This window comes from uncultured Tateyamaria sp. (genome assembly GCF_947488715.1).
In the GTDB taxonomy this organism is placed as follows: Bacteria; Pseudomonadota; Alphaproteobacteria; order Rhodobacterales; family Rhodobacteraceae; genus Tateyamaria.
On record NZ_CANLAG010000008.1, the window covers coordinates 78,674 to 98,155 of the forward strand.

Sequence of the window (19,482 nt, forward strand, 5' to 3'; positions counted from 1 at the left end):
CTGGCCTTGATGTTTGTGGGGCTTTAGCTGCCGTTCAGGTGCGCGGTTTCCGGCACGGGTGTCAGCGTTTTGCCGGTGTCGAGGTGGCTCAGCACATTGTCCACCACCAGCGCGCCCATGGCGGCACGGGTTTCGACCGTCGCACTGCCCACATGGGGCAGAAGGACCACGTTAGACATGGTTTTCAGCGCGTCGGGGATCTTGGGCTCTTCCTCGAACACGTCTAGGGCGGCATAGCCCAGCTTGCCCGATTGCAGCGCCGCGACCATGGCCGCCTCGTCGATCACCGACCCGCGCGAGACGTTGATCAGCGTGCCTTGTGGCCCGAGCGCTTCCATCACCTCGGCGTTGACGATCTTGTTCGTCGAGGGACCGCCGGGGGTGATGCAGATGATCACCTCGACCGCCTTGGCCATCCCCACGAGCGTGTCGTGATAGGTGTACGGCACGTCCTTTTGGCTGCGGGTGTGATAGTGGATGTCGGCGTCGAACGCCTTGAGCTTGTCCGCGATGGCCTGACCGATGCGGCCCAGCCCGAGGATGCCCACGCGGCGGTTGTCGGCACTGCGCGACAGCGGCGCGTTGCCGTCCGTTTCCCACGCGCCGGAGCGGGCGTGCGCCTCGTCCGCCAGCAGATTGCGGAAGCTGGCGAGCATCAGCATGATCGTGGTGCTCGCGACCTCGGCGTTCAGGACGTCGGGCGTGTGGGTGACGATGATGCCGCGTTCCACACAGGCGTCAGTGTCGATGGCGTCGTATCCCACGCCATAGCTCGCGGCCATTTTGGCGTTGGTACACTTGGCCAGCACGTCCGCCGGCACCCCGTCATGGCCGTTGGTCACGATGTGGGTGATCGCCTCGGCCGGATAGTCGCCCGTGGCCTGGTGGATGGTGAACCGTTCGGACAGGCGGTCGCGCATGGCGTCGGTGATGCCACCGATTTGCAGCAGATCAGGCATCCTGTTTGACCTCCTGGCGCTGGGTGCCCAGGCCTTCGATGGTCAGTTCCATGACGTCGCCCACCTTGAGGAAGGTCTGCGGTTTCATGCCCATGCCCACGCCGGGGGGTGTGCCTGTGGTGATCACGTCACCGGGGTGCAGCGTCATCAACTGGCTGAGGTGTTCGATGATTTCGGCCACTGTAAAGATCATGGTGGACGTGTTGCCCGTCTGCATCCGCTTGCCGTTCACATCGAGCGACATGGCAAGGTTCTGCGGGTCCGGCACGTCATCGCGCGTCACGAGGTAGGGGCCGGTCGGCCCGAACGTGTCGCAGGATTTGCCCTTGGTCCACTGACCGGTCAGCTGGGTCTGGAAATGCCGTTCGGACACGTCGTTGACCACGCAATAGCCCGCCACGTGATCCAGCGCGTTCTCCTTGCTGACGTATTTGGCGGTGGTGCCGATGACGACGCCCAGCTCGACCTCCCAATCGGTTTTCTCGGACCCGCGCGGCATGACCACGTCGTCATTGGGGCCAACGATTGCCGAGTTCGCCTTGAAGAACAGGATGGGGTGTTCGGGGATGTCCGCGCCGGTTTCGGCGGCGTGGTCCGAATAGTTCAGGCCGATGCACAGGAACTTGCCGATGTTGCCGACACAAGCGCCGATGCGGGGGTTGCCACCCACGGCAGGCAGGCTGGCGGGGTCGATGCCGCGCAGTTTGGCGAGGCTGTCATCGCCCAGCGTCGTGCCGTCGATGTCGTCGATCACACCCGACAGATCACGCAGCGTATCGCCATCCATCAGGCCGGGTTTTTCGGCGCCCATATCGCCGAAGCGTACAAGTTTCATTGCAAAAGTCCTTTGTTCGTCTCGAAATTCAGTGGTTGTCGCGTGGCATGTGACGACGCGAAATATCCTGGTAGGCGTCCGCCCCGCGCAGGGTCATGCCCTCGTCAAAGCGGCCGACGCGGTCGCGGAAGATCTCTTGCCACGGGCTTTGGCTGTCTGGCGTGCCAAAGCCACCGGCATCGGCCAGCGCGACAGAGCGTGCCGCCAGTTCCGATGCGTCGATCAGCATGTCGGCCGTGCATTTCTTGAGGTCGATCCGCACGCGGTCGCCGTTTTGCAACAGGGCCAGACCGCCGCCATCCGCCGCCTCGGGCGAGGCGTTGAGGATGGAGGGCGAGCCGGAGGTGCCCGATTGCCGCCCGTCACCGACGCAGGGCAGCGCGTCGATGCCCTTTTTCAGCAGGTAGGAGGGCGCGCGCATGTTCACGACCTCTGCCCCGCCGGGATAGCCCTTGGGGCCTGCGCCGCGCATGAACAGGATACAGTTTTCGTCGATGTTCTCCGCCGGATCGTCGATGCGGTGGTGGAAATCCTCTGGCCCGTCGAACACCACGGCGCGACCCTCGAACGCTTCGGGGTCGTCGGGGTTCGACAGATAACGCGCGCGGAAATCGGGCGAGATCACGGATGTCTTCATGATCGCGCTGTCAAAGAGGTTGCCCTTGAGGTTGATGAACCCGGCATGTTCCTTGAGCGGATCAGAGGCGGAGCGGATCACGCGGGTGTCCTCGGACCGGACGTGGCCGCAGTTCTCGCGCATGGTCTTGCCGTTTGCGGTGACGATATCGGGGTGCGGCAGCAGGTCGGCGGCGATCAATTCGCCAATGACTGCAGGCACACCGCCCGCATGTTGGTAATCCTCGCCCAGATATTCGCCCGCAGGCTGCATGTTCACGATCAGCGGGACCTCGTGACCGACGCTTTGCCAGTCGTCATTGTTCAGCGGCACGTCGAGATGCTTGGCGATGCCGTTCAGGTGGATCGGCGCGTTGGTTGACCCGCCGATGGCGGAGTTGATGACAATCGTGTTCTCGAACGCCTCGCGCGTCATGATGTCGGAGGGGCGCAGGTCTTCCCACACCATGTCGACGATGCGGCGGCCGGTCTCGTAACTGATCTGGCCACGCTCGCGGTAAGGGGCGGGGATGGCGGCAGCGCCGGGCAGTTGCATGCCCAGGGCTTCGGCAAGCGAGTTCATCGTCGTGGCCGTGCCCATCGTGTTGCAATAGCCGACGGAGGGCGCGGAGGACGCGACGAGTTCCATGAACCCATCGTCGTCAATCTCGCCCGCGGCCAGCATTTCGCGGGCCTTCCAGACGATTGTGCCGGACCCGGTACGCTCACCCCGGAACCAGCCGTTCAGCATGGGACCAACCGACAGGGCGATGGCGGGGATGTTCACGGTGGCGGCGGCCATCAGCAGGGCGGGTGTGGTCTTGTCACAGCCGATGTTCAGCACAACGCCGTCGAGCGGATAGCCAAAGAGCGTTTCGACAAGGCTGAGGTAGGCGAGGTTGCGGTCCAGCATGGCCGTGGGGCGTTTGCCGGTCTCCTGAATGGGGTGCACGGGCACCTCAATGCAGGTGCCGCCCGCCGCGATGATGCCGTCGCGCACCCGCTTGGTCAGCTCAAGGTGGTGGCGGTTGCAGGGCGACAGGTCGCTGCCGGTCTGTGCGATCCCGATGATCGGCTTGCCGGATTGCAGTTCCTCACGTGTGAGGCCGTAGTTCAGGTAGCGTTCCAGGTAGAGCGCGGTCATCTCCGGGTTGTCCGGGTTCATGAACCATTTGCGCGAGCGTAGATCTTCTATTCCGATGCGTTTGGTCATTGTCCTGACCAGCCTCCGTCGATGATGTGGGGATGTCCTGTGGTGAAACCGCTGTCGTCGCTGGCGAGATAGACAACGAGGTTGGCGATTTCCTGTGCGGTGGCCACGCGGCCCATGGGCTGGCGTGACACGAATTGTTTGAGGGCTTCTTCGTAGCTGCCGACCTGTTCGCCAAGTGCTTTGACGCGGTCATGCCAGCTTGGGCTTTCGACTGTGCCGGGGCAGATGCAGTTGCAGCGGATGCCCTTGGTCACATAGTCGACGGCCACGGATTTGGTCATGCCGATCACGGCGGCCTTGGTGGTGCCGTAGATGAAGCGGTTGGGCGCGCCGATCACGGACGAGCAGGCGGACGACATGTTGATGATCGATCCGGTGCCGCGCTCGACCATGCCGGGCAGGGCCGCGCGCATTGTGCGGAACATGGACCGCACGTTGAGGTCAAAGGCGAAATCCCATTCGTCATCCGTCGCCGTCATCACATCACCGTGGTGCACAAACCCGGCGCAGTTGAACAGCACGTCAGGTGCCGCGCGTTCGACGCCTGCGATGATGCTGTCCGGGTCCATCGCATTGAGTGCAAAGGTTTCGATGCCGTCGGACATGCCCGCCAGCAAGTCAGCGTTGACGTCGGTGGCAAAGACCTGTGCGCCCTCTGCGGCCATTGCTTCGGCGCTGGCGCGGCCAATCCCTTGGCCTGCCGCGGTCACAAGCGCGCGCTTTCCGTCTAAACGGCCCATGTGGTCCCCCCATCCTGATCAGGTGTTGCGCTGGCCCGTGACCTGCGTTCGGTGTTAGCGTAGGACATGGCGGAACTGTTGACCAGACGTCACGGCAAATTGGAGGACACGCGATGGCGTTTGAGAAGGTGGCCCTGCTGGGCACGGGTTTGATGGGGTTCCCTATGGCGCGCAATCTGGCGCAGGCCGGGGTCGTTGTGACCGCCTGGAACCGGACGCAGGCCAAGGCCGATCCCCTGACGGCCAATGGGGCAAAGGTTGTCGCCAAGGCGTCAGATGCCGTGACCGACGCCGACATCATCATCACCATGATGAGCGACGGCCCCACCGTTCTTGCGATGATCAAAGAGGTGTCCTGGGCCTTGGGCGCCGGGGCGCTTTGGATCGATATGTCATCCACCAAACCCGCTGAGGCGCGCGATGCCCGCGCCTTGCTCGAGGCCGAGGGCGTCGCCTTTCTTGATGCGCCTGTGTCCGGTGGCACAAAGGGCGCAGAGGCCGCGTCGCTGGCGATCATGGCGGGCGGTGAGGCGGCGGACTTCGACCGTGCCGCACCCGTGCTGGGGGTGATGGGCCGCCCCGTGCATGTGGGTCCAACCGGCACCGGGCAGCTGTCGAAATTGTGCAACCAGACCATCGTGGCCGTGACCATCGGCGCGGTGGCCGAGGCGATGTTGCTGGCCGAAGAAGGCGGTGCAGATCCCGCTGCCCTGCGCGCAGCACTCAAGGGAGGATTCGCCGATTCGGTGATCCTGCAACAGCACGGCGAACGCATGACGACCGGAAATTTCGAACCTGGCGGACTCTCGAAATTCCAGCTCAAGGATTTGGACAACGTGCTGGGCGAAGCCGAATCAGTGGGCCTGAGCCTGCCGATGACCCAGGGCGTCCGGGACCGATTTGCGCATTTCGTGGATCACATGGACGGGGCGGACCGGGATCACTCGGGCCTCTACCTTGAACTCAAGGCCCAGCAGGAGGGCGGCGCATGACCCGTGTTCTGATCCTGGGTGGCGGCGGCATGGTCGGCCAGAAACTGGCGCAGAAGCTGGAGGCCGAAGGGCTGGACGGCACGCCCGTCACGCTGACCCTGCACGACATCGCATTCCCCGACGGCGGCGTCGGCACGGACCGGCGTGTGGGCAACCTGTCGGTGCAGGCCGAGGGGGCCGCGCTGGCCGCCGAACGGTTCGACGTGATCTATTTCCTCGCGTCTATCGTGTCGGGCGAGGCCGAGACCAATTTCGATCTGGGTTGGCAGGTGAACATGCTGCCCATGTGGCATTTCCTCGAGGCCCTGCGCGCTCAGCACCGCGCCACCGGCGGGGCCTATGTGCCGCGCGTGGTGTTCACCTCTTCCATCGCCGTGTTTGGCGGGCCTTACCCGGACAAGATCGGGGACGAATTCCTGACCTCGCCGCAGACCAGCTATGGCGCGCAAAAGGCCGCGTGCGAGCTGATGGTGCAGGATTTCAGCCGCAAGGGGTTCATCGACGGACTGTCGTTGCGCCTGCCGACGATCTGCGTGCGACCGGGTAAGGCGAACCTCGCCGCGTCGTCGTTCTTTTCCGGCATCATCCGCGAGCCGCTGAACGGGCAAGAGGCGATTTTGCCGGTGGCCGACACCGTTCGACACTGGCATGCCTCGCCCCGGTCGGCGGCGGGGTTCCTGACCCATGCGGGCACGCTGGATACCGAACGCCTTGAGGGACGGCGGGCGCTGAACCTGCCGGGGCTGTCCTGCACGGTTGCCGAACAGATCGAAGCGCTGCGCGACGTTGCGGGAAACAATGTGGTGGCGTTGATCAAGCCCGAACCGAACCCTGCCATTGCCAAGATCGTAGATGGATGGCCGCGTAATTTCGCACCGGACCGCGCGACGGCGTTGGGGTTCAAGGCGGAAGCGTCGTTCCGCGATATTATCGATGTCTACATCGAAGAGGACCTGAACGACCGGTAGTCAGGTGCGCTATGTTGGTGCGCCTTAATCTAGACGCTTTCGAGGTCCGCGGGCATGATCAAATGGCGCGCCAGGTGGTCGTGGATTTTCCGGCGCGTCAACGCTTCATCACCTGACATGGCGGCATCCAGGATCTGCTGGTGGTGTTTGATGTTGTTCGAGATAAAGTCGAATTGCCGGTCCTCGACCATCAATTGCTGCCGGAAACGACAGTAGATTTGGTGGTGCGCCGCACGCAGCGCATCCGAACCACAGGCGGAAATCAGTGTTTCGTGAAAATGCCGTTCCGCGTCGAACCATAGATCGACAAACGGGTCGGTATCCGGTGCGGATTGCAGACGCATCTCGAGGTGGCTGAGTTGGTGATGTGCGGCGGTCAGGCGGGCCTCCCAGGCGACGCCGCCCAGCCGGATGGACATCGCCGTACCTTCCGCTTCCAGCAGGACGCGCATGTGGGTCAGTTCATGCACAACCTTGCGCGACCGCTCCGGCACACGGAACCCGCGCTGTTCGCGAAACTCGACCAGACCCAGGGTCGAAAGGCGGAACAACACTTCGCGAATCGTGCTGGCGGAACAGCCGAATTCCAGCCGCAAATGCTCTGCCCGCACCTTTTGCCCATGCTCGAATCCATTCGTCATCAGCCTGTGGCGCAAGGTCTCGAAAATGTCGGCATCATAGGACATGGCAGTGCAACTTGGTCAGCGTGATGCAGAAACGGTAAGTTACAAAATTTCGAAATTCCATCAAAATCTCGAAATTACCTCGAATTTCATTTTTTTGTTGTCGAACGGGGGCCTCTGCGCATAGCCTTTCTTTACCGAGCGTCAAACGGGGCAACCAAGACCTCTGTTCGTGCGCACACAAGTTTGTCTGGGAGGAAAACATGACATTCATGAAGAAGGCGGCCAGTGTCGCCGCCGCCGCTACGCTTGCGGCAACAGGAGCGATGGCCGACGGCCACGCCGAAACCAAGCTGCGGATCCAAACGCACTATGCCCCTGAAACTGTGTCGGGCAAGCTGGCCGCACAGTATGTCGAAGACATCCAGACGATGTCCGGTGGCGGTATCCAGGTCGAGATGTTCTACAGCTCGTCCGTTGTGAAATCGGTCGAGACGTTTGACGCGGCTGCGACAGGTATCCTGGACTGCGACATGACCGGTGGCGGTTATCAGACCGGCAAGAACTCCGCGTTCCAATTCGTGGGCGACATCATGGGTGGCTATGAAACACCCTACCAACAGCTGAGCTGGCTGTATTTCGGTGGCGGTCGTGAAGCGGCGGCACCTCTGTACAACAAGTACGGCATGGAGCTGATCGGCTGGTGGGTCTACGGCCAGGAATCCTTCGCCTCGTCCAAGCCAATCGAAAAGGTTGCCGACTTCAAAGACTGGAAATTCCGGTCGCCCCCCGGCATGGAAACCAAGATCTTTGAAAAGCTGGGCGCCTCGCCCATCGTGATGGACTTCACCGAGATCTTTACCGCTCTGGAAACAGGCATCATCGACGGTGCGGACGCATCGGGCCTCGCCAACAACGTTGGCCTGGGTCTCTATGACATCGTCAAGTACGCCAACTTCCCCGGCTTCCACTCGATGCCTTCGGATCACCTCGCGTGCAACAAGGCCGTGTTCGACGCGATGCCCGAAGCGCACCAGACCATCATGAAGGTCGCCATGGAAGCACTCGCACTGCGCACCGCCCTGACGTTCGAGAAGAAGAACGCCGAAGCGGCTGCTCAACTGCGCGCCGATGGTGTGACGCTGTCCCAGTGGGCACCTGATGAGCTGCAGAAGTTCCGCAACGCGGCACAGGCCACATGGCCCGAGTTCGCCGACACACCAGAAGCCAAGGCTCTGGTTGAAGCGCACCTGAGCTATCTGACTCAGCTGGGCCTCGTGTCCGAGTAAGCGATCTTGGGGTCCTGCCTTGCGCGGGGCCCCAACCATCCCGAAGGCGACGGCAAGACCGGCTCGGGATTTTCAAGAAACAGGGGGATATGACGATGCAGGTGCGCTCCGGCACTCCGGTCGAATGGCTTGTGCCACTGGCTTTCATTCTATGTGCGGGCTGGGTGATCTGGCATATGCCTGCCTTTACCCTCACATTCTATCCACCCACAGATGCGTCCCAGTTCGACAAGCTGTTGGCCCTGTTCAACCGCGTGGACGTCAGTGGCGGCCTCGGCGGTCTGTTTGGTGGCTACGCTGACATTGTTGACTGGCTTGCCCTGATCGGTATCCCCATCACCGCCTATTTCGGCGTCCGCACCGTGCAACGCGCGGGCATGGAGTTCGAAAGCTGGAAGCCCGCCGACCGTCTGGCCGTGTTCATCGGCCGCGTCACCATGATGCTGATCGTGTTGTTGACCGGTGTGATGCTGTTCGAGGTGCTGCTGCGCTACGTGTTCGAGGCGCCGACGCTCTGGGCCAACGAGATGTCGCTGTGGCTCGCCGGGTTCGTGTTCCTGTGTGCGGGCCTCTATGCCATGCAACAGCGCAGCCACATCCGCATTGTCCTGCTGTACGATGTCGTGCCGCGTTGGGTGCAGCGGATCTTTGACGTGATCTCGACCACATGCATCCTGACCTTTGCCTTTTTCCTCTGCTACGGCGGCTATGGCGAGGCGTTCGACAAATTCTACCGCTGGGAAACCTTCGGCACCGCCTTTGACCCGCCGATCCCTGCCACGATGAAACCGATGGTTCTGCTGATCGTGTCGCTGGTCGCGGTGCAGGCCGTGGTCAACCTGATCTCGGACTGGAACAAGGACGAGGTGCATTACGGCGGCGAAGACCTCGACGAAGAAGAAATTGAGCGCATCAAAGCGCAAGTGGCAGGGGACTAAGTCATGGACGTCGGTACAATTTCACTGGTCCTGATGCTGGGCCTGATCCTGCTGCTCGCCATCGGTATGCCGCTTGGCTTTGCCTCGGCCTTTATGGCTGTCGCGGTTCTGTTCATGAAGTTCGAGCCCGCCCTGCTGATGAACCCCAGCCTCTGGGGTGAGGGACTGCTGACCGGGCGACCCGGTTCGGGGCCGCTCAACATCTTACCCCAGCGCATATACGGGGACGTCTTAACCAGTTACGTCCTCATATCCATTCCGCTCTTCATCTTCATGGCGGCCCTGCTGGAACGGTCCGGCATCGCCAAAGAGATGTATTCATCCCTGAACGTCTGGCTGAACCGCACCCGTGGTGGCATCGCCATCGTGACGTCGATCATGGCTGTGATCATGGCCGCGATGTCGGGCATCATCGGGGGCGAGGTTGTCCTCTTGGGCCTGATCGCGCTGCCGCAGATGTTGCGGCTGGGCTATAATCAGAACCTCGCCATCGGGGTGATCTGTGCCTCTGGTAGCTTGGGGACAATGATCCCGCCGTCCATCGTTCTCATCATTTACGGTTTGATCACAGAAACTTCGATCAAGGCGCTGTTCACCGCCGCCTTTATCCCCGGTTTCATGCTGGCGTCGTTCATCATCATCTACATCATCATCCGCACAACCCTGAAACCCGAGGACGCGCCTCTGCCCGAGGAAACCATCGCCCGGAAACTCGCCGTCTTTGATGCGCGCAGTGGCCTGAGCCCTTCGGAAATCCAGGAGCGGGACGAGCTGCTGGCCGAACAGGCGGACCTCGAATCGCAACCGCGCGGGGGCGAAAAGTGGGCGCTGTTCGGGGCCTTTATGAACGTGGTTTTTGCCGGGTTCACAGCGGCCTTGTTCCTGCGCGCGTCGTTCTTTGAATTCTCAGGCTCGAATGCGGCCAACACAGGCGACGCGGCCTTTTGGGGTACGGCGGAGTATATCGGCTATTTCGCAGTGATGTTTGGCATCTCGATGGCGCTGATGTTCTTTGTCTTTGGCCGGGCGCGCACTGCGCTGGGCTGGTCGATGGGCAAGGGGCTTGTGCCGCCCATCGTCGTGATCGGCGTTGTCATGGGGTCGATCTATGGTGGCATCACCGGCATCACCGAGGCGGCTGGCATGGGTGCCATGGCTGTGTTCGTGATCGCGGTGCTGCGCGGCGAAGCGTCGCCCGAATTGGTCTGGGATTCGCTGATGCGGACGCTGAAATCCACCGGCACAATTGTGTGGGTGACCATCGGTGCCACCGCCTTGGCCGGGGCCTACACCATTGCGGGCGGTCCGACCTATGTGGCGGATTTCATCGTGGGGTCTGAACTGCCCACCATGGTTGTGATCCTGTTCATGATGCTGATCCTGCTGTTCATGGGTGCGTTCATGGATTGGGTTGGCATCGTGTTGCTGATCATTCCGGTCTTCCTGCCCATCGTGCTGAAACTGCCGCTGGACGAGATTGGCCTCTTTGGAGAGTTGAACCCGCGCCACGTGGCGATCTGGTTCGGGGTGGTGTTCTGTATGAACATGCAGGTGTCATTCCTCAGCCCGCCTTTTGGTCCTGCGGCGTTCTATCTGAAATCGGTGGCACCGCCGCACATCACGCTGACGGACATCTTTAAAGGGTTCCTGCCGTTCATTGCGATCCAGTTGATTGCGCTGTCCGTGTTGCTGATCTGGCCGCCGATCATTTCGATCCTGCTCTAGGATGGGATCATGCTGAGCGAGGTCCAAGTCACGCAGTTCAACACCCAAGGGTATCTGGTGATCGAAGACGTCATTCCGTCTTTGGTCATCGATGCTGTGAGGGGGGAATATTCGGAGCTACTGGATGGTCTTTATGCCGATTGGCACGCGCAGGGGCGTGTCCCCGCGGGGACAGGTCTGGATTTCTGGGGCAAGCTGAGCGCGTCCTATGCCACCGGGTGCGATTGGTTTCAGCCAATGGACATCAGCCTGCCGGGGGACGAGATTGCGCCCGATTGCCCGATGCACTTTGGTCCTGCGATTTTTGATCTGGTGGTGCAGGACCGGCTGCTTGACGCGGTCCAGAGCCTGATCGGACCCGAGATCACGTCGAACCCGATCCAGCATGTGCGGATCAAACCGCCTGCGCCTCAACTGGCCGAGGACGAGGTGCGCGCGCATATCACGCGCACCGACTGGCATCAGGATCGGGGCGTGGGTCACGAGACGGCGGACACGACGGACATGGTCACCGCCTGGGTCGCGATCACCGATGCCACGGTCGAAAATGGTTGTTTGCAAGTTGTACCGGGCATCGATGACGGGCTGCTGCCGCATTGTCCGCAGGTGCAGACGGCGATTGCGCCCCAGCATCTGGATACGGGCCGCGCGGTGCCGCTGCCGGTGCGGTCGGGCGGCGTGGTTCTGTTTCACCCGCTGGTGCCACATGCGTCCCTGCCCAACCTGTCGGATGGGTTCCGATGGTCGTTTGACCTGCGGTTCAACGTGACGGGGCAACCCACGGGCCGTGACCATTTCCCCAGCTTTGTCGCCCGCAGCCGTGCCGCGCCCGAGACCGAATTGCGCGACTGGCGCGTCTGGCGCGATGCGTGGTTTGCCGCGCGCGACCGGCTGGCCATGACCCCTCACATTCCTATTCACCGTTGGGACGCAGACAGCCCTGTCTGCGCGTAAGCCATGGATTTCATTCGACTAGACCCCAGTGACACCGTGGTGACCGCCACCCGCGCCCTTGAGGTGGGCGTGATGGTGGACGGCGTGGCGACGCGCGCGCTGATCCCGTCGGGCCACAAGATCGCGACGCGCGCCATGGCAACGGGTGAGGCGATCCGCAAATACGCGCAGGTGATCGGATATGCGGCGACTGACATCGCGGCGGGTGACCATGTGCACACGCACAATGTGGCGTTCCGTGGGACCGACGTGGCCTATGAATTTGCCACCAACCTGCGCCCTGTCCCCGCGGGGACACCCGACACGTTCATGGGCTACCGGCGCGAAAACGGGTCCGTGGGCACGCGGAACTACATCGCGATTGTCACCTCGGTGAACTGTTCGGCGACGGCGGCGCGCATGATTGCCGCACATTTCACGCCCGAGTTGTTGGCCGACTATCCGAACGTCGACGGGGTTGTGGCGTTCGTCCACGGCACCGGCTGCGGCATGGCTGACAGCGGTGACGGCTTCGAGGCGTTGCAGCGCGTCATGTGGGGCTATGCCGCGCATCCCAACCACGCGGCGGTGCTGATGGTTGGGCTGGGCTGCGAGATGAACCAAATCGACTGGCTGCTCGAGGCGTGGGGCCTGAAACAAGGGCCAACGTTCCAAACAATGAACATCCAGTCGGTCGCGGGGCTGCGCCGCACGGTCGAGAAGGGGATCGAGAAGGTTGCCGCGATGCTGCCCATCGCAAACCAGGCGCAGCGCACGCCGTGTCCGGCGTCGGAGTTGAAGGTCGCGCTGCAATGCGGCGGGTCGGATGCGTGGTCGGGGATCACGGCGAACCCCGCCTTGGGATATGCGACGGACCTGTTGGTCGCGCAGGGCGGCACCGGTGTGCTGGCCGAAACGCCCGAGATCTACGGGGCCGAGCACCTGCTGACCGCCCGCGCGGTGGATCAGGCAACGGGTGAGCGGCTGATCGGTCTGATCAAATGGTGGGAGGATTACACAGCGCGCAACAAGGGCAGCATGGACAACAACCCAAGCCCCGGCAACAAGGCCGGCGGGCTGACCACGATCCTTGAAAAGTCGTTGGGCGCTGCGGCCAAGGGGGGGACCACCCCGCTGACCGGTGTCTACAAATACGCCGAGATCGTGCGGGCGCGCGGTTTCACCTTTATGGACTCGCCCGGATATGACCCGGCGTCCGTCACCGGGCAGATCGCGGGGGGCTGCAACCTTGTGTGCTTTACCACCGGGCGGGGGTCGGCCTTTGGCTCAAAACCCGCCCCCACGATCAAGGTCGCGACCAATACGGAGATGTATGGCCGCATGATCGAGGATATGGACGTCAACGCGGGCGCGATGCTGTCGGACGGTGTCAGCCTCGAGGAAAAGGGTCGCGAGATTTACGAGCTGTTCCTGCGCGTGGCCTCGGGCGAGATGTCGAAATCCGAGGCGCAGGGGCTGGGCGACTACGAGTTCGTGCCCTGGCAGATCGGGGCGGTGATGTGATGGAGTGTCTGACTCCCGCACAAAAGGCGCAGTTCGAGGAACACGGCTTTCTTCTGGTCGAAAACCAGATCCCGCCCGACTGGTTGCAAAAGATAAGGGACGAGATCACCCGGTTCGAGGCCGAAGCGGCGACGATGACCACAAGCAATGAGCGTCTGGATCTGGAGGACAGCCATACCGCCGACGACCCGCGCCTGCGGCGGATCAAGCTGCCGCATATGATTTCTGATGTGGTGCGGGAGCTGATGTATTCGGATCATGTGTTGGACCCTGCGCGTGACCTGATCGGGCCGGACCTGCGGCTGCACACCACAAAGCTGAACATGAAATCAGCGGGTTACGGCGCGGCGGTGGAATGGCATCAGGACTATGCGTTCTATCCTCACACCAATGACGACATTCTGGCCATTGGCATTTGCATCGACGACATGGCCGAGGAAAACGGGCCGCTGATGGTGTATCCGGGATCGCACAAAGGGCCGGTGTTCGATCACCATGTGGACGGCGTGTTTGCCGGTGCGATGCTGCCCGAGGAGAACGGGCTGAACCCGGCGGATGCGGTGGCCCTGACGGGGCCTGCGGGGTCGGTCAGCATCCATCACGGGCGGATCGTGCATGGGTCCGCTCTGAACACCAGCGACCGAGCGCGGCGCATTCTGTTTTATGAGATGATGGCGGCGGATGCGTTTCCGATCATGGGCAGCATGACGAAATGGGACGGTATCGAAGACTACAACACCCGCATGCTGTGCGGTGAGCCGACGCTGACGCCGCGCCTCAAGGACATTCCGATCCGCATTCCGCAACCACAGCCGGATGTGCCGATCTCGATCTATGAAATCCAGAAGGGGCTGAAAACACGCGCCTTTGATACCATTCCCGGAAAAGGAAACGACAGATGAGCAAGCCAACAATCGGATTTATCGGCCTGGGCCTGATGGGCGGCGCCATGGTGGGGCGGTTGCAGGATCAGGGCTATGGCCTGACGGTGGTCGCGAACCGGACGCGCACCTATGTGGACCGCGCTGTGGAACGCGGGGCGGCAGAGGTCACGACTGCCAAGGCCTTGGCCGAGGCGAGCGATATCGTGATGCTGTGCATGGACACCTCTGCCAATGTCGAGGCGCGGATGCGGGGCGATGATGGTGTGATCGCGGGCCTGAAACCCGGTGCGGTGGTGATTGATTTCGGCACGTCCCTGCCGGGGTCCACACGGACGCTGGGTGAAGAGGTCGCTGCAGCGGGCGGGCATTACCTGGATGCGCCCTTGGGGCGGACCCCGTCCCATGCGGTCGATGGGCTGCTGAATATCATGTGTTCGGGAGACGAGGGTGCCTTTGCCACTGTGCGCCCGGTGCTGGATGATCTGGGCGAGAACGTGTTCCATCTGGGCGCGCTGGGGTCCGGGCATACGATCAAGCTGATCAACAACTTTTTCGGCATGACTGTCGCCAATGCCATGGCCGAAGCCTTTGCCATGGCGGATGTCATGGGCGTCGACCGGCAGCAGGCCTATGACGTGATGGCGGCGGGGCCGCTCAAGTCCGGGATGATGGATTTCGTCAAAGGCTACGGTGTGGACGGTGACCCGAACCAACTGGCCTTTGCCATCAAGAACGCAGCCAAGGATGTCGGATACTACGCACAAATGGCGTCGGATGCGGGCGCAGAGTCTGTCATGTCGAAATGTGCGCTGGGCGCGCTGAGCGATGCGCGCGACAACGGGCGCGCCGACGACATGGTGTCGCAAATGGTCGACTACTACGCCGACCGCTTCAAAAAATAGCTGGGGTCAAATTGATGGCCATCGCGGCACATCCACAACAGGACCGCGCCGCGCTGGGCATCGTTATGACGCTGGCGGCCTATGCCTTTTTCAGCGTCATCGACACGTCGGTGAAGTGGCTGGTGCTGGCCGGGCTGCCTGCGTTTCAGTTGGCGTTCATGCGCTATGCGCCGCATTTCGTCATCTCAACCCTTTTGGTGCTGCGGCAGGGGGTCAGTTGGTCGAGTTTTCAGACCGATCACCTGGGCCTCGTTTTGGCGCGGGGGTTCCTGCTGGCTTCGGCCACATTGTTCAACTTTATCACGTTGAACTACCTGTCGCTGACGGTGACCGGGTCGATCATGTTCTCGGCCCCGATCATCGTTTGCGCGCTGAGCTGGCCGCTTTTGGGCGAACGGGTGGGGCCGTGGCGGTGGTTTGCGATCATTCTGGGGTTCATGGGCGTGCTGGTGGTGATCCGGCCCTTTGATGCGGCGTTTCACTGGATTGCGCTGCTCAACGTCTACAATGCGTTTTCGCTGGCGCTGTACTCGATCATCACGCGCAAGATTGCGGGCGTGGTCGCCGCCGAGACGATGCAGTTCTACATGGGCGCCTTTGGTGCGCTGACGCTGGCGCCGTTTGCGGTTTGGGTCTGGGTGCCTCCGGCCAGCGGGCTGGAATGGGGGCTGTTGATTGGGTTGGGGATTGCCGGGTGGGCCGGGCACGAGATTTTCTCGCGGGCGCATACCTACGCGCCGGCCAACACGCTGATGCCTTACACCTATAGTTTCCTGTTGTATCTCGCGGTTGCGAGTTATGTGGTTTTCAATGATGTACCGGACCAGTGGACGCTGCTTGGGGCGTCGATCATTGTGGTGTCCGGACTGATCATCTGGCGGCGCACGGCGCGAAAGGAATTGCCATGAAAGTTGGAGCGATCGGCGAGGCGATGGTCGAGCTGTCGATGGACGGTGCGACCGCGGCCAAGGTGGGCGTGGCGGGGGATACTCTGAACACGGCGATCTATCTGAAACGGTCCGCGCCGGAGATCGAGGTGGATTACATCACGCGGTTGGGCACGGACCAGTTTTCCGATCAGATCGAAAAGTTCATTCGGTCGGAGTGGATTGGGACAGGCAATATCGAGCGCGATCCGGAGCGGATGCCGGGCCTTTATGCCATCACCACCGACGACGCGGGGGAGCGGTCGTTCAGCTATTGGCGCGACAGTTCCGCCGCGCGGCGCATGTTCGCGACGGATCAGGGCGCGGATTTCAGCGGGCTTGAAGGCTATGACGTTCTGTACTTGTCGGGGATCACGCTGGCCATCATGTCGGCGGGGATCCGAACGGCGCTGATGCGGTTCCTGCAGGGGTTCCGCAAAAAGGGTGGGCGGGTCTGCTATGATAGCAACTATCGTCCGCAGTTGTGGATTGATCAGGACACGGCGATTGCCGCCAATGCTGCGATCTGGTCGCTGACTGACATCGCCTTGCCGTCGATTGACGATGAACAGGCATTGACCGGCGAAGATGACAAAACCATCGCCATGCGGTTTCGCATGATGGAGCGCACTGGCGCTCTGAAACGAGGCGCGTCGGGGCCGCTGTGTCTCAAGACCGGGTCAGAACATCCATATGCCGCTGCCGAGACGGTTGTCGACACCACCGCCGCCGGGGACAGTTTCAACGGTGGCTATCTGGGTGCGCTGTTGACCGGAGGGTCACAGGCCGAGGCGTTGAAGGCGGGGCATAACCTCGCCTCCAAGGTCATTGGTCACAAGGGGGCGATCCTGCCACGCTAGGGTGCGCCGATCACTGCCTTGAGCGCGGCACCGGGATCAGCGGTGCCGCATGCGGATTGCAGGTCGGACGCCATGGGATCATCCAGCGTGCGCCCGTCTGCGACCTCTGTTCTGACAAAGTCGCACCAGGCGTCGATGGCCGCGGCCAGGGCTGGGCTGTTTTGTCCTTTGCGCTGGCGCAGGGTGTCGACGATCCGTATGGGCATCTTTTGGCTGCCATCCATCGCGATCTGGCGCAGCCGGTGATGCAGCGCGGGGTTCTCGAACCGGTCCAGCAGCGCGTCGGCGTAACTCTCCGCCTGCGCACGCACGGCATCGGGCAGTGTCGCCGCCGCCTCTTGCATCAGTGTGCGGGCCGTATTGCGCAGGGTCGGATCCGCGATTGCCTCGTGGACATAGGTATGGCCACGCAGAGTGCCAGCATAGGCGAGGAATGAATGCGCGCCGTTCAGCATCCGCAGCTTGCGCATTTCATGGGGTTCAACGTCTTGCACCCATTGCGCGCCGGGCCAGTCGGGTCGTGCGGCGGCAAAGTCGTCTTGGATCACCCATTCGCTGAACGCTTCGGTGGGGACGGCCATCGGGTCTGACGCTTCGGCGCGGATGGTGTCGGTGGTGGCGGGTGTGATCCGGTCAACCATGGACGCGGGGAATGTCACCGGTGCGGTGATGGTCAGCCCGACAAGGCGCGCAAAGTCGATGACGGCGGATTGCAGCTTGGGGCCATTGTTCGGCAGGTTGTCACAGGACAGAACCGTCACCGGTGTTGTGCGTCGGGCGAGCCCACGGGCCAACGCGCCCACGGGCGTCAAAGCGCCCCCGTTCAGGTCGCTGCGCACGGCGTCGGCTTGCGTGTCCAGCTTGCCGTCCGGGCCGAGGTGATACCCTTTCTCGGTCACGGTTACTGTGATCACTGCGACGTCGGGGTCGGCAATGGCGCCAATCAGGCTATCAGGGTTTTCGGGCACCACGAGCATCCGGTCCAGCACGTCGATCTTGCGCAATGTGCTGCCGCTGCGATCCTTGATCAACAGAGTGTAGCCATAGTCCTGCGCCGCCAGACCGTCGCGTATGGTCGGGCTGCGAAAACTGACGCCGGTGATGCGCCAGCCGGGGCTGGATTGCGTATAGTCCGCCTGATGCGCGCGAAAGAAGTTGCCGACGCCAAGGTGTAGAATGCGTGGCATGGTCTAGTCCAACCTGTATGTGCTGCGCGCCAGATCGGTGGCCAGAAGCCCGGCAATCTCGGCGGCGGTTGAGGTGTCGAAATACCCGCGCGCGACCTGCGCATCGAGGTGAACAGCAACGGCGCGTCGCCACAGATCGTGACGCGCGGGGATCGACAGAAAGGCCCGCGTGTCGTCGTTGAACCCGGCAAGGTTCCAATAGCCCGCCGTTTCGACAACCTGGTCCAGATAGCGAGCGATGCCTGCCGCGCTGTCGTGGAACCACCAGGGCGGGCCAATTCGCAGGCAGGGCCAGTGCCCGGCCATCGGGGCCAATTCGCGCGCATAGGTCGTTTCGTCCAAGGTAAAGAGGATCAGCGTCAGGCGCGGGTCATTGCCCACACGGTTCAGCAACGGCTCTAGCCCGCGGACCCAGTCCACAGCGACGGGGATGTCCGCGCCTTTGTCGCGTCCAAACTGGTCAAGCACCGCGCGATTGGTGTTGCGGCGGCTGCCGGCGTGCAGTTGCATGACCAGCCCGTCTTCCAGCGACATTTGTGCCATTTCGATCAGCATATGGCCGTGGAACGCCGCAGCCTCGGTCAGGTCACCCGCGCGTAGGCGGTTAAACACGGCAGCCGGATCATCGAGCCATATGGTTTGCGGGTCTTCGATGGCGTGATCCGTGGCGGTTGCGCCCATTGTCCTAAACGCGGCGCGGCGTGCGCGCAAGGCTGTCAGGAATCCGTCGAACGTCCCCGTATCCGTGTTCGTCATCGCACCCAGTGCCGTGATTGATGCCGTCCATCCCGGAGCGTGGGGGTCCAGCACTGCGTCCGGTCGAAAGGTCGGCACCACGCGCCCGGTCCAGCCGCTGTCGCGGATTGCTGCGTGATGGTGCAGATCGTCGAGTGCGGCATCGGTTGTGGCAAGCAATTCGATCCCGAACCGTTCAAAGAGGCTGCGCGGCTTGTTTTCGAGCGCTGCCAGCCAGGTCGCTACATGGTCATAAACCGCGTCGGCCGTGTCCTGGCCAAGGTCATGCGGGCAGCCCAGTGTTTCTTGCAAAACATAGGTGATCCAGGTGCGGCTCGGTGTGCCGAGAAAGAGGTGCCAATGGGATGCAAATAGCCGAAAGATCGCGCGCGGGTCGCGGTCCTCGGCGGGAACACCTATGCCTAGATCGGCCAGCGGAACCCCTTGCGAATAGAGCATGCGAAACACGTAGTGGTCAGGGATCACCAACAGCTCTGCCGGGTCTGCAAAGGCTGTGTCATCTGCGAACCAGGACGGGTCGCAATGCCCATGCGGAGACACGATTGGCGCGTCCTTTATCCCGGCATAAAGCGTTTCTGCGACACCCGATAATTTCAGAACCATTCCGCCCTCT

General features: G+C 62.2%; 18 protein-coding genes. 11 read left to right on the forward strand and 7 right to left on the reverse strand.

Features of this window, described 5'->3' with window-relative positions; all coding sequences use genetic code 11:
• Positions 1-23 precede the first annotated feature (23 nt).
• From Q0936_RS17040 to Q0936_RS17055, 4 genes are read right to left on the reverse strand one after another with little or no spacing between them, the layout of a single operon-like run.
• Entirely contained in the window at positions 24-959 is a 936-nt protein-coding gene (locus Q0936_RS17040; protein ID WP_299293844.1) for a 2-hydroxyacid dehydrogenase, read from the reverse strand.
• Positions 952-1,794, reverse strand: a complete 843-nt coding sequence (locus Q0936_RS17045; RefSeq protein WP_299293847.1) for a fumarylacetoacetate hydrolase family protein — start codon at positions 1,792-1,794, stop codon at positions 952-954. The genes Q0936_RS17040 and Q0936_RS17045 overlap by 8 nt, the downstream gene beginning before the upstream one ends.
• Before the next feature lie 28 nt (positions 1,795-1,822).
• Positions 1,823-3,622, reverse strand: a complete 1,800-nt coding sequence (locus Q0936_RS17050) for an IlvD/Edd family dehydratase (protein WP_299293850.1) — start codon at positions 3,620-3,622, stop codon at positions 1,823-1,825.
• Positions 3,619-4,362, reverse strand: coding sequence for an SDR family oxidoreductase (locus Q0936_RS17055; RefSeq protein WP_299146078.1), 744 nt, complete (start codon positions 4,360-4,362; stop codon positions 3,619-3,621). The genes Q0936_RS17050 and Q0936_RS17055 overlap by 4 nt, the downstream gene beginning before the upstream one ends.
• A gap of 98 nt (positions 4,363-4,460) precedes the next feature.
• Between Q0936_RS17055 and Q0936_RS17060 the strand changes: the two genes are divergently transcribed.
• Positions 4,461-5,354, forward strand: coding sequence for an NAD(P)-dependent oxidoreductase (locus tag Q0936_RS17060; protein ID WP_299293999.1), 894 nt, complete (start codon positions 4,461-4,463; stop codon positions 5,352-5,354).
• Entirely contained in the window at positions 5,351-6,322 is a 972-nt protein-coding gene (gene denD / locus Q0936_RS17065) for a D-erythronate dehydrogenase (protein WP_299293853.1), read from the forward strand. Before Q0936_RS17060 ends, denD begins: the two co-directional genes overlap by 4 nt.
• A 29-nt stretch (positions 6,323-6,351) precedes the next feature.
• Here the strand turns inward: denD and Q0936_RS17070 are convergent, their stop codons facing one another.
• Positions 6,352-7,008 carry a GntR family transcriptional regulator gene (locus Q0936_RS17070; protein ID WP_299146075.1) on the reverse strand — a complete coding sequence of 219 codons (657 nt, stop codon included), beginning with the start codon at positions 7,006-7,008 and terminating at the stop codon, positions 6,352-6,354.
• 200 nt (positions 7,009-7,208) lie between these two features.
• Between Q0936_RS17070 and Q0936_RS17075 the strand changes: the two genes are divergently transcribed.
• From Q0936_RS17075 to Q0936_RS17115, 9 genes are all read left to right on the forward strand, one after another.
• Positions 7,209-8,234 (forward strand): TRAP transporter substrate-binding protein, encoded by a 1,026-nt coding sequence (locus tag Q0936_RS17075; protein ID WP_299146074.1) that lies wholly within the window; start codon positions 7,209-7,211, stop codon positions 8,232-8,234.
• Between the two features lie 89 nt (positions 8,235-8,323).
• Complete coding sequence (locus Q0936_RS17080) at positions 8,324-9,172, forward strand: TRAP transporter small permease (RefSeq protein WP_299146073.1); 849 nt, start codon at positions 8,324-8,326, stop codon at positions 9,170-9,172.
• 3 nt (positions 9,173-9,175) lie between these two features.
• Positions 9,176-10,897 carry a TRAP transporter large permease subunit gene (locus Q0936_RS17085; RefSeq protein WP_299293858.1) on the forward strand — a complete coding sequence of 574 codons (1,722 nt, stop codon included), beginning with the start codon at positions 9,176-9,178 and terminating at the stop codon, positions 10,895-10,897.
• 9 nt (positions 10,898-10,906) lie between these two features.
• On the forward strand, positions 10,907-11,851 hold the full coding sequence (locus tag Q0936_RS17090) for a phytanoyl-CoA dioxygenase family protein (protein WP_299293861.1): 945 nt from the start codon (positions 10,907-10,909) through the stop codon (positions 11,849-11,851).
• 3 nt (positions 11,852-11,854) lie between these two features.
• Positions 11,855-13,354, forward strand: a complete 1,500-nt coding sequence (locus Q0936_RS17095; protein ID WP_299293864.1) for a UxaA family hydrolase — start codon at positions 11,855-11,857, stop codon at positions 13,352-13,354.
• On the forward strand, positions 13,354-14,256 hold the full coding sequence (locus Q0936_RS17100; RefSeq protein ID WP_299293867.1) for a phytanoyl-CoA dioxygenase family protein: 903 nt from the start codon (positions 13,354-13,356) through the stop codon (positions 14,254-14,256). Before Q0936_RS17095 ends, Q0936_RS17100 begins: the two co-directional genes overlap by 1 nt.
• Positions 14,253-15,140, forward strand: a complete 888-nt coding sequence (locus Q0936_RS17105) for an NAD(P)-dependent oxidoreductase (protein ID WP_299293870.1) — start codon at positions 14,253-14,255, stop codon at positions 15,138-15,140. Before Q0936_RS17100 ends, Q0936_RS17105 begins: the two co-directional genes overlap by 4 nt.
• 14 nt (positions 15,141-15,154) lie before the next feature.
• Positions 15,155-16,048, forward strand: coding sequence for a DMT family transporter (locus tag Q0936_RS17110; protein WP_299293873.1), 894 nt, complete (start codon positions 15,155-15,157; stop codon positions 16,046-16,048).
• Entirely contained in the window at positions 16,045-16,926 is an 882-nt protein-coding gene (locus Q0936_RS17115) for a sugar kinase (protein ID WP_299293875.1), read from the forward strand. Before Q0936_RS17110 ends, Q0936_RS17115 begins: the two co-directional genes overlap by 4 nt.
• Here Q0936_RS17115 and Q0936_RS17120 read toward each other — a convergent pair.
• Positions 16,923-18,113 carry a mannitol dehydrogenase family protein gene (locus Q0936_RS17120; RefSeq protein ID WP_299293877.1) on the reverse strand — a complete coding sequence of 397 codons (1,191 nt, stop codon included), beginning with the start codon at positions 18,111-18,113 and terminating at the stop codon, positions 16,923-16,925. The two genes, Q0936_RS17115 and Q0936_RS17120, sit on opposite strands and share 4 nt — an antisense overlap.
• A 3-nt stretch (positions 18,114-18,116) precedes the next feature.
• Positions 18,117-19,472 carry a glucuronate isomerase gene (gene uxaC / locus Q0936_RS17125; protein WP_299293881.1) on the reverse strand — a complete coding sequence of 452 codons (1,356 nt, stop codon included), beginning with the start codon at positions 19,470-19,472 and terminating at the stop codon, positions 18,117-18,119.
• Positions 19,473-19,482: the final 10 nt, after the last annotated feature.

Bases quoted from the DNA above. Each gene is read 5' to 3' on its own strand.
- uxaC (WP_299293881.1), bottom strand. From the start codon at position 19,472: ATGGTTCTGAAATTATCGGGTGTCGCAGAAACGCTTTATGCCGGGATA.
- Q0936_RS17080 (WP_299146073.1), top strand. From the start codon at position 8,324: ATGACGATGCAGGTGCGCTCCGGCACTCCGGTCGAATGGCTTGTGCCA.
- Q0936_RS17090 (WP_299293861.1), top strand. From the start codon at position 10,907: ATGCTGAGCGAGGTCCAAGTCACGCAGTTCAACACCCAAGGGTATCTG.
- Q0936_RS17070 (WP_299146075.1), bottom strand. From the start codon at position 7,008: ATGTCCTATGATGCCGACATTTTCGAGACCTTGCGCCACAGGCTGATG.
- Q0936_RS17100 (WP_299293867.1), top strand. From the start codon at position 13,354: ATGGAGTGTCTGACTCCCGCACAAAAGGCGCAGTTCGAGGAACACGGC.
- Q0936_RS17075 (WP_299146074.1), top strand. From the start codon at position 7,209: ATGACATTCATGAAGAAGGCGGCCAGTGTCGCCGCCGCCGCTACGCTT.
- Q0936_RS17055 (WP_299146078.1), bottom strand. From the start codon at position 4,362: ATGGGCCGTTTAGACGGAAAGCGCGCGCTTGTGACCGCGGCAGGCCAA.
- Q0936_RS17085 (WP_299293858.1), top strand. From the start codon at position 9,176: ATGGACGTCGGTACAATTTCACTGGTCCTGATGCTGGGCCTGATCCTG.
- Q0936_RS17115 (WP_299293875.1), top strand. From the start codon at position 16,045: ATGAAAGTTGGAGCGATCGGCGAGGCGATGGTCGAGCTGTCGATGGAC.
- Q0936_RS17120 (WP_299293877.1), bottom strand. From the start codon at position 18,113: ATGCCACGCATTCTACACCTTGGCGTCGGCAACTTCTTTCGCGCGCAT.
- Q0936_RS17095 (WP_299293864.1), top strand. From the start codon at position 11,855: ATGGATTTCATTCGACTAGACCCCAGTGACACCGTGGTGACCGCCACC.
- Q0936_RS17045 (WP_299293847.1), bottom strand. From the start codon at position 1,794: ATGAAACTTGTACGCTTCGGCGATATGGGCGCCGAAAAACCCGGCCTG.
- Q0936_RS17110 (WP_299293873.1), top strand. From the start codon at position 15,155: ATGGCCATCGCGGCACATCCACAACAGGACCGCGCCGCGCTGGGCATC.
- Q0936_RS17040 (WP_299293844.1), bottom strand. From the start codon at position 959: ATGCCTGATCTGCTGCAAATCGGTGGCATCACCGACGCCATGCGCGAC.
- Q0936_RS17105 (WP_299293870.1), top strand. From the start codon at position 14,253: ATGAGCAAGCCAACAATCGGATTTATCGGCCTGGGCCTGATGGGCGGC.
- denD (WP_299293853.1), top strand. From the start codon at position 5,351: ATGACCCGTGTTCTGATCCTGGGTGGCGGCGGCATGGTCGGCCAGAAA.
- Q0936_RS17050 (WP_299293850.1), bottom strand. From the start codon at position 3,622: ATGACCAAACGCATCGGAATAGAAGATCTACGCTCGCGCAAATGGTTC.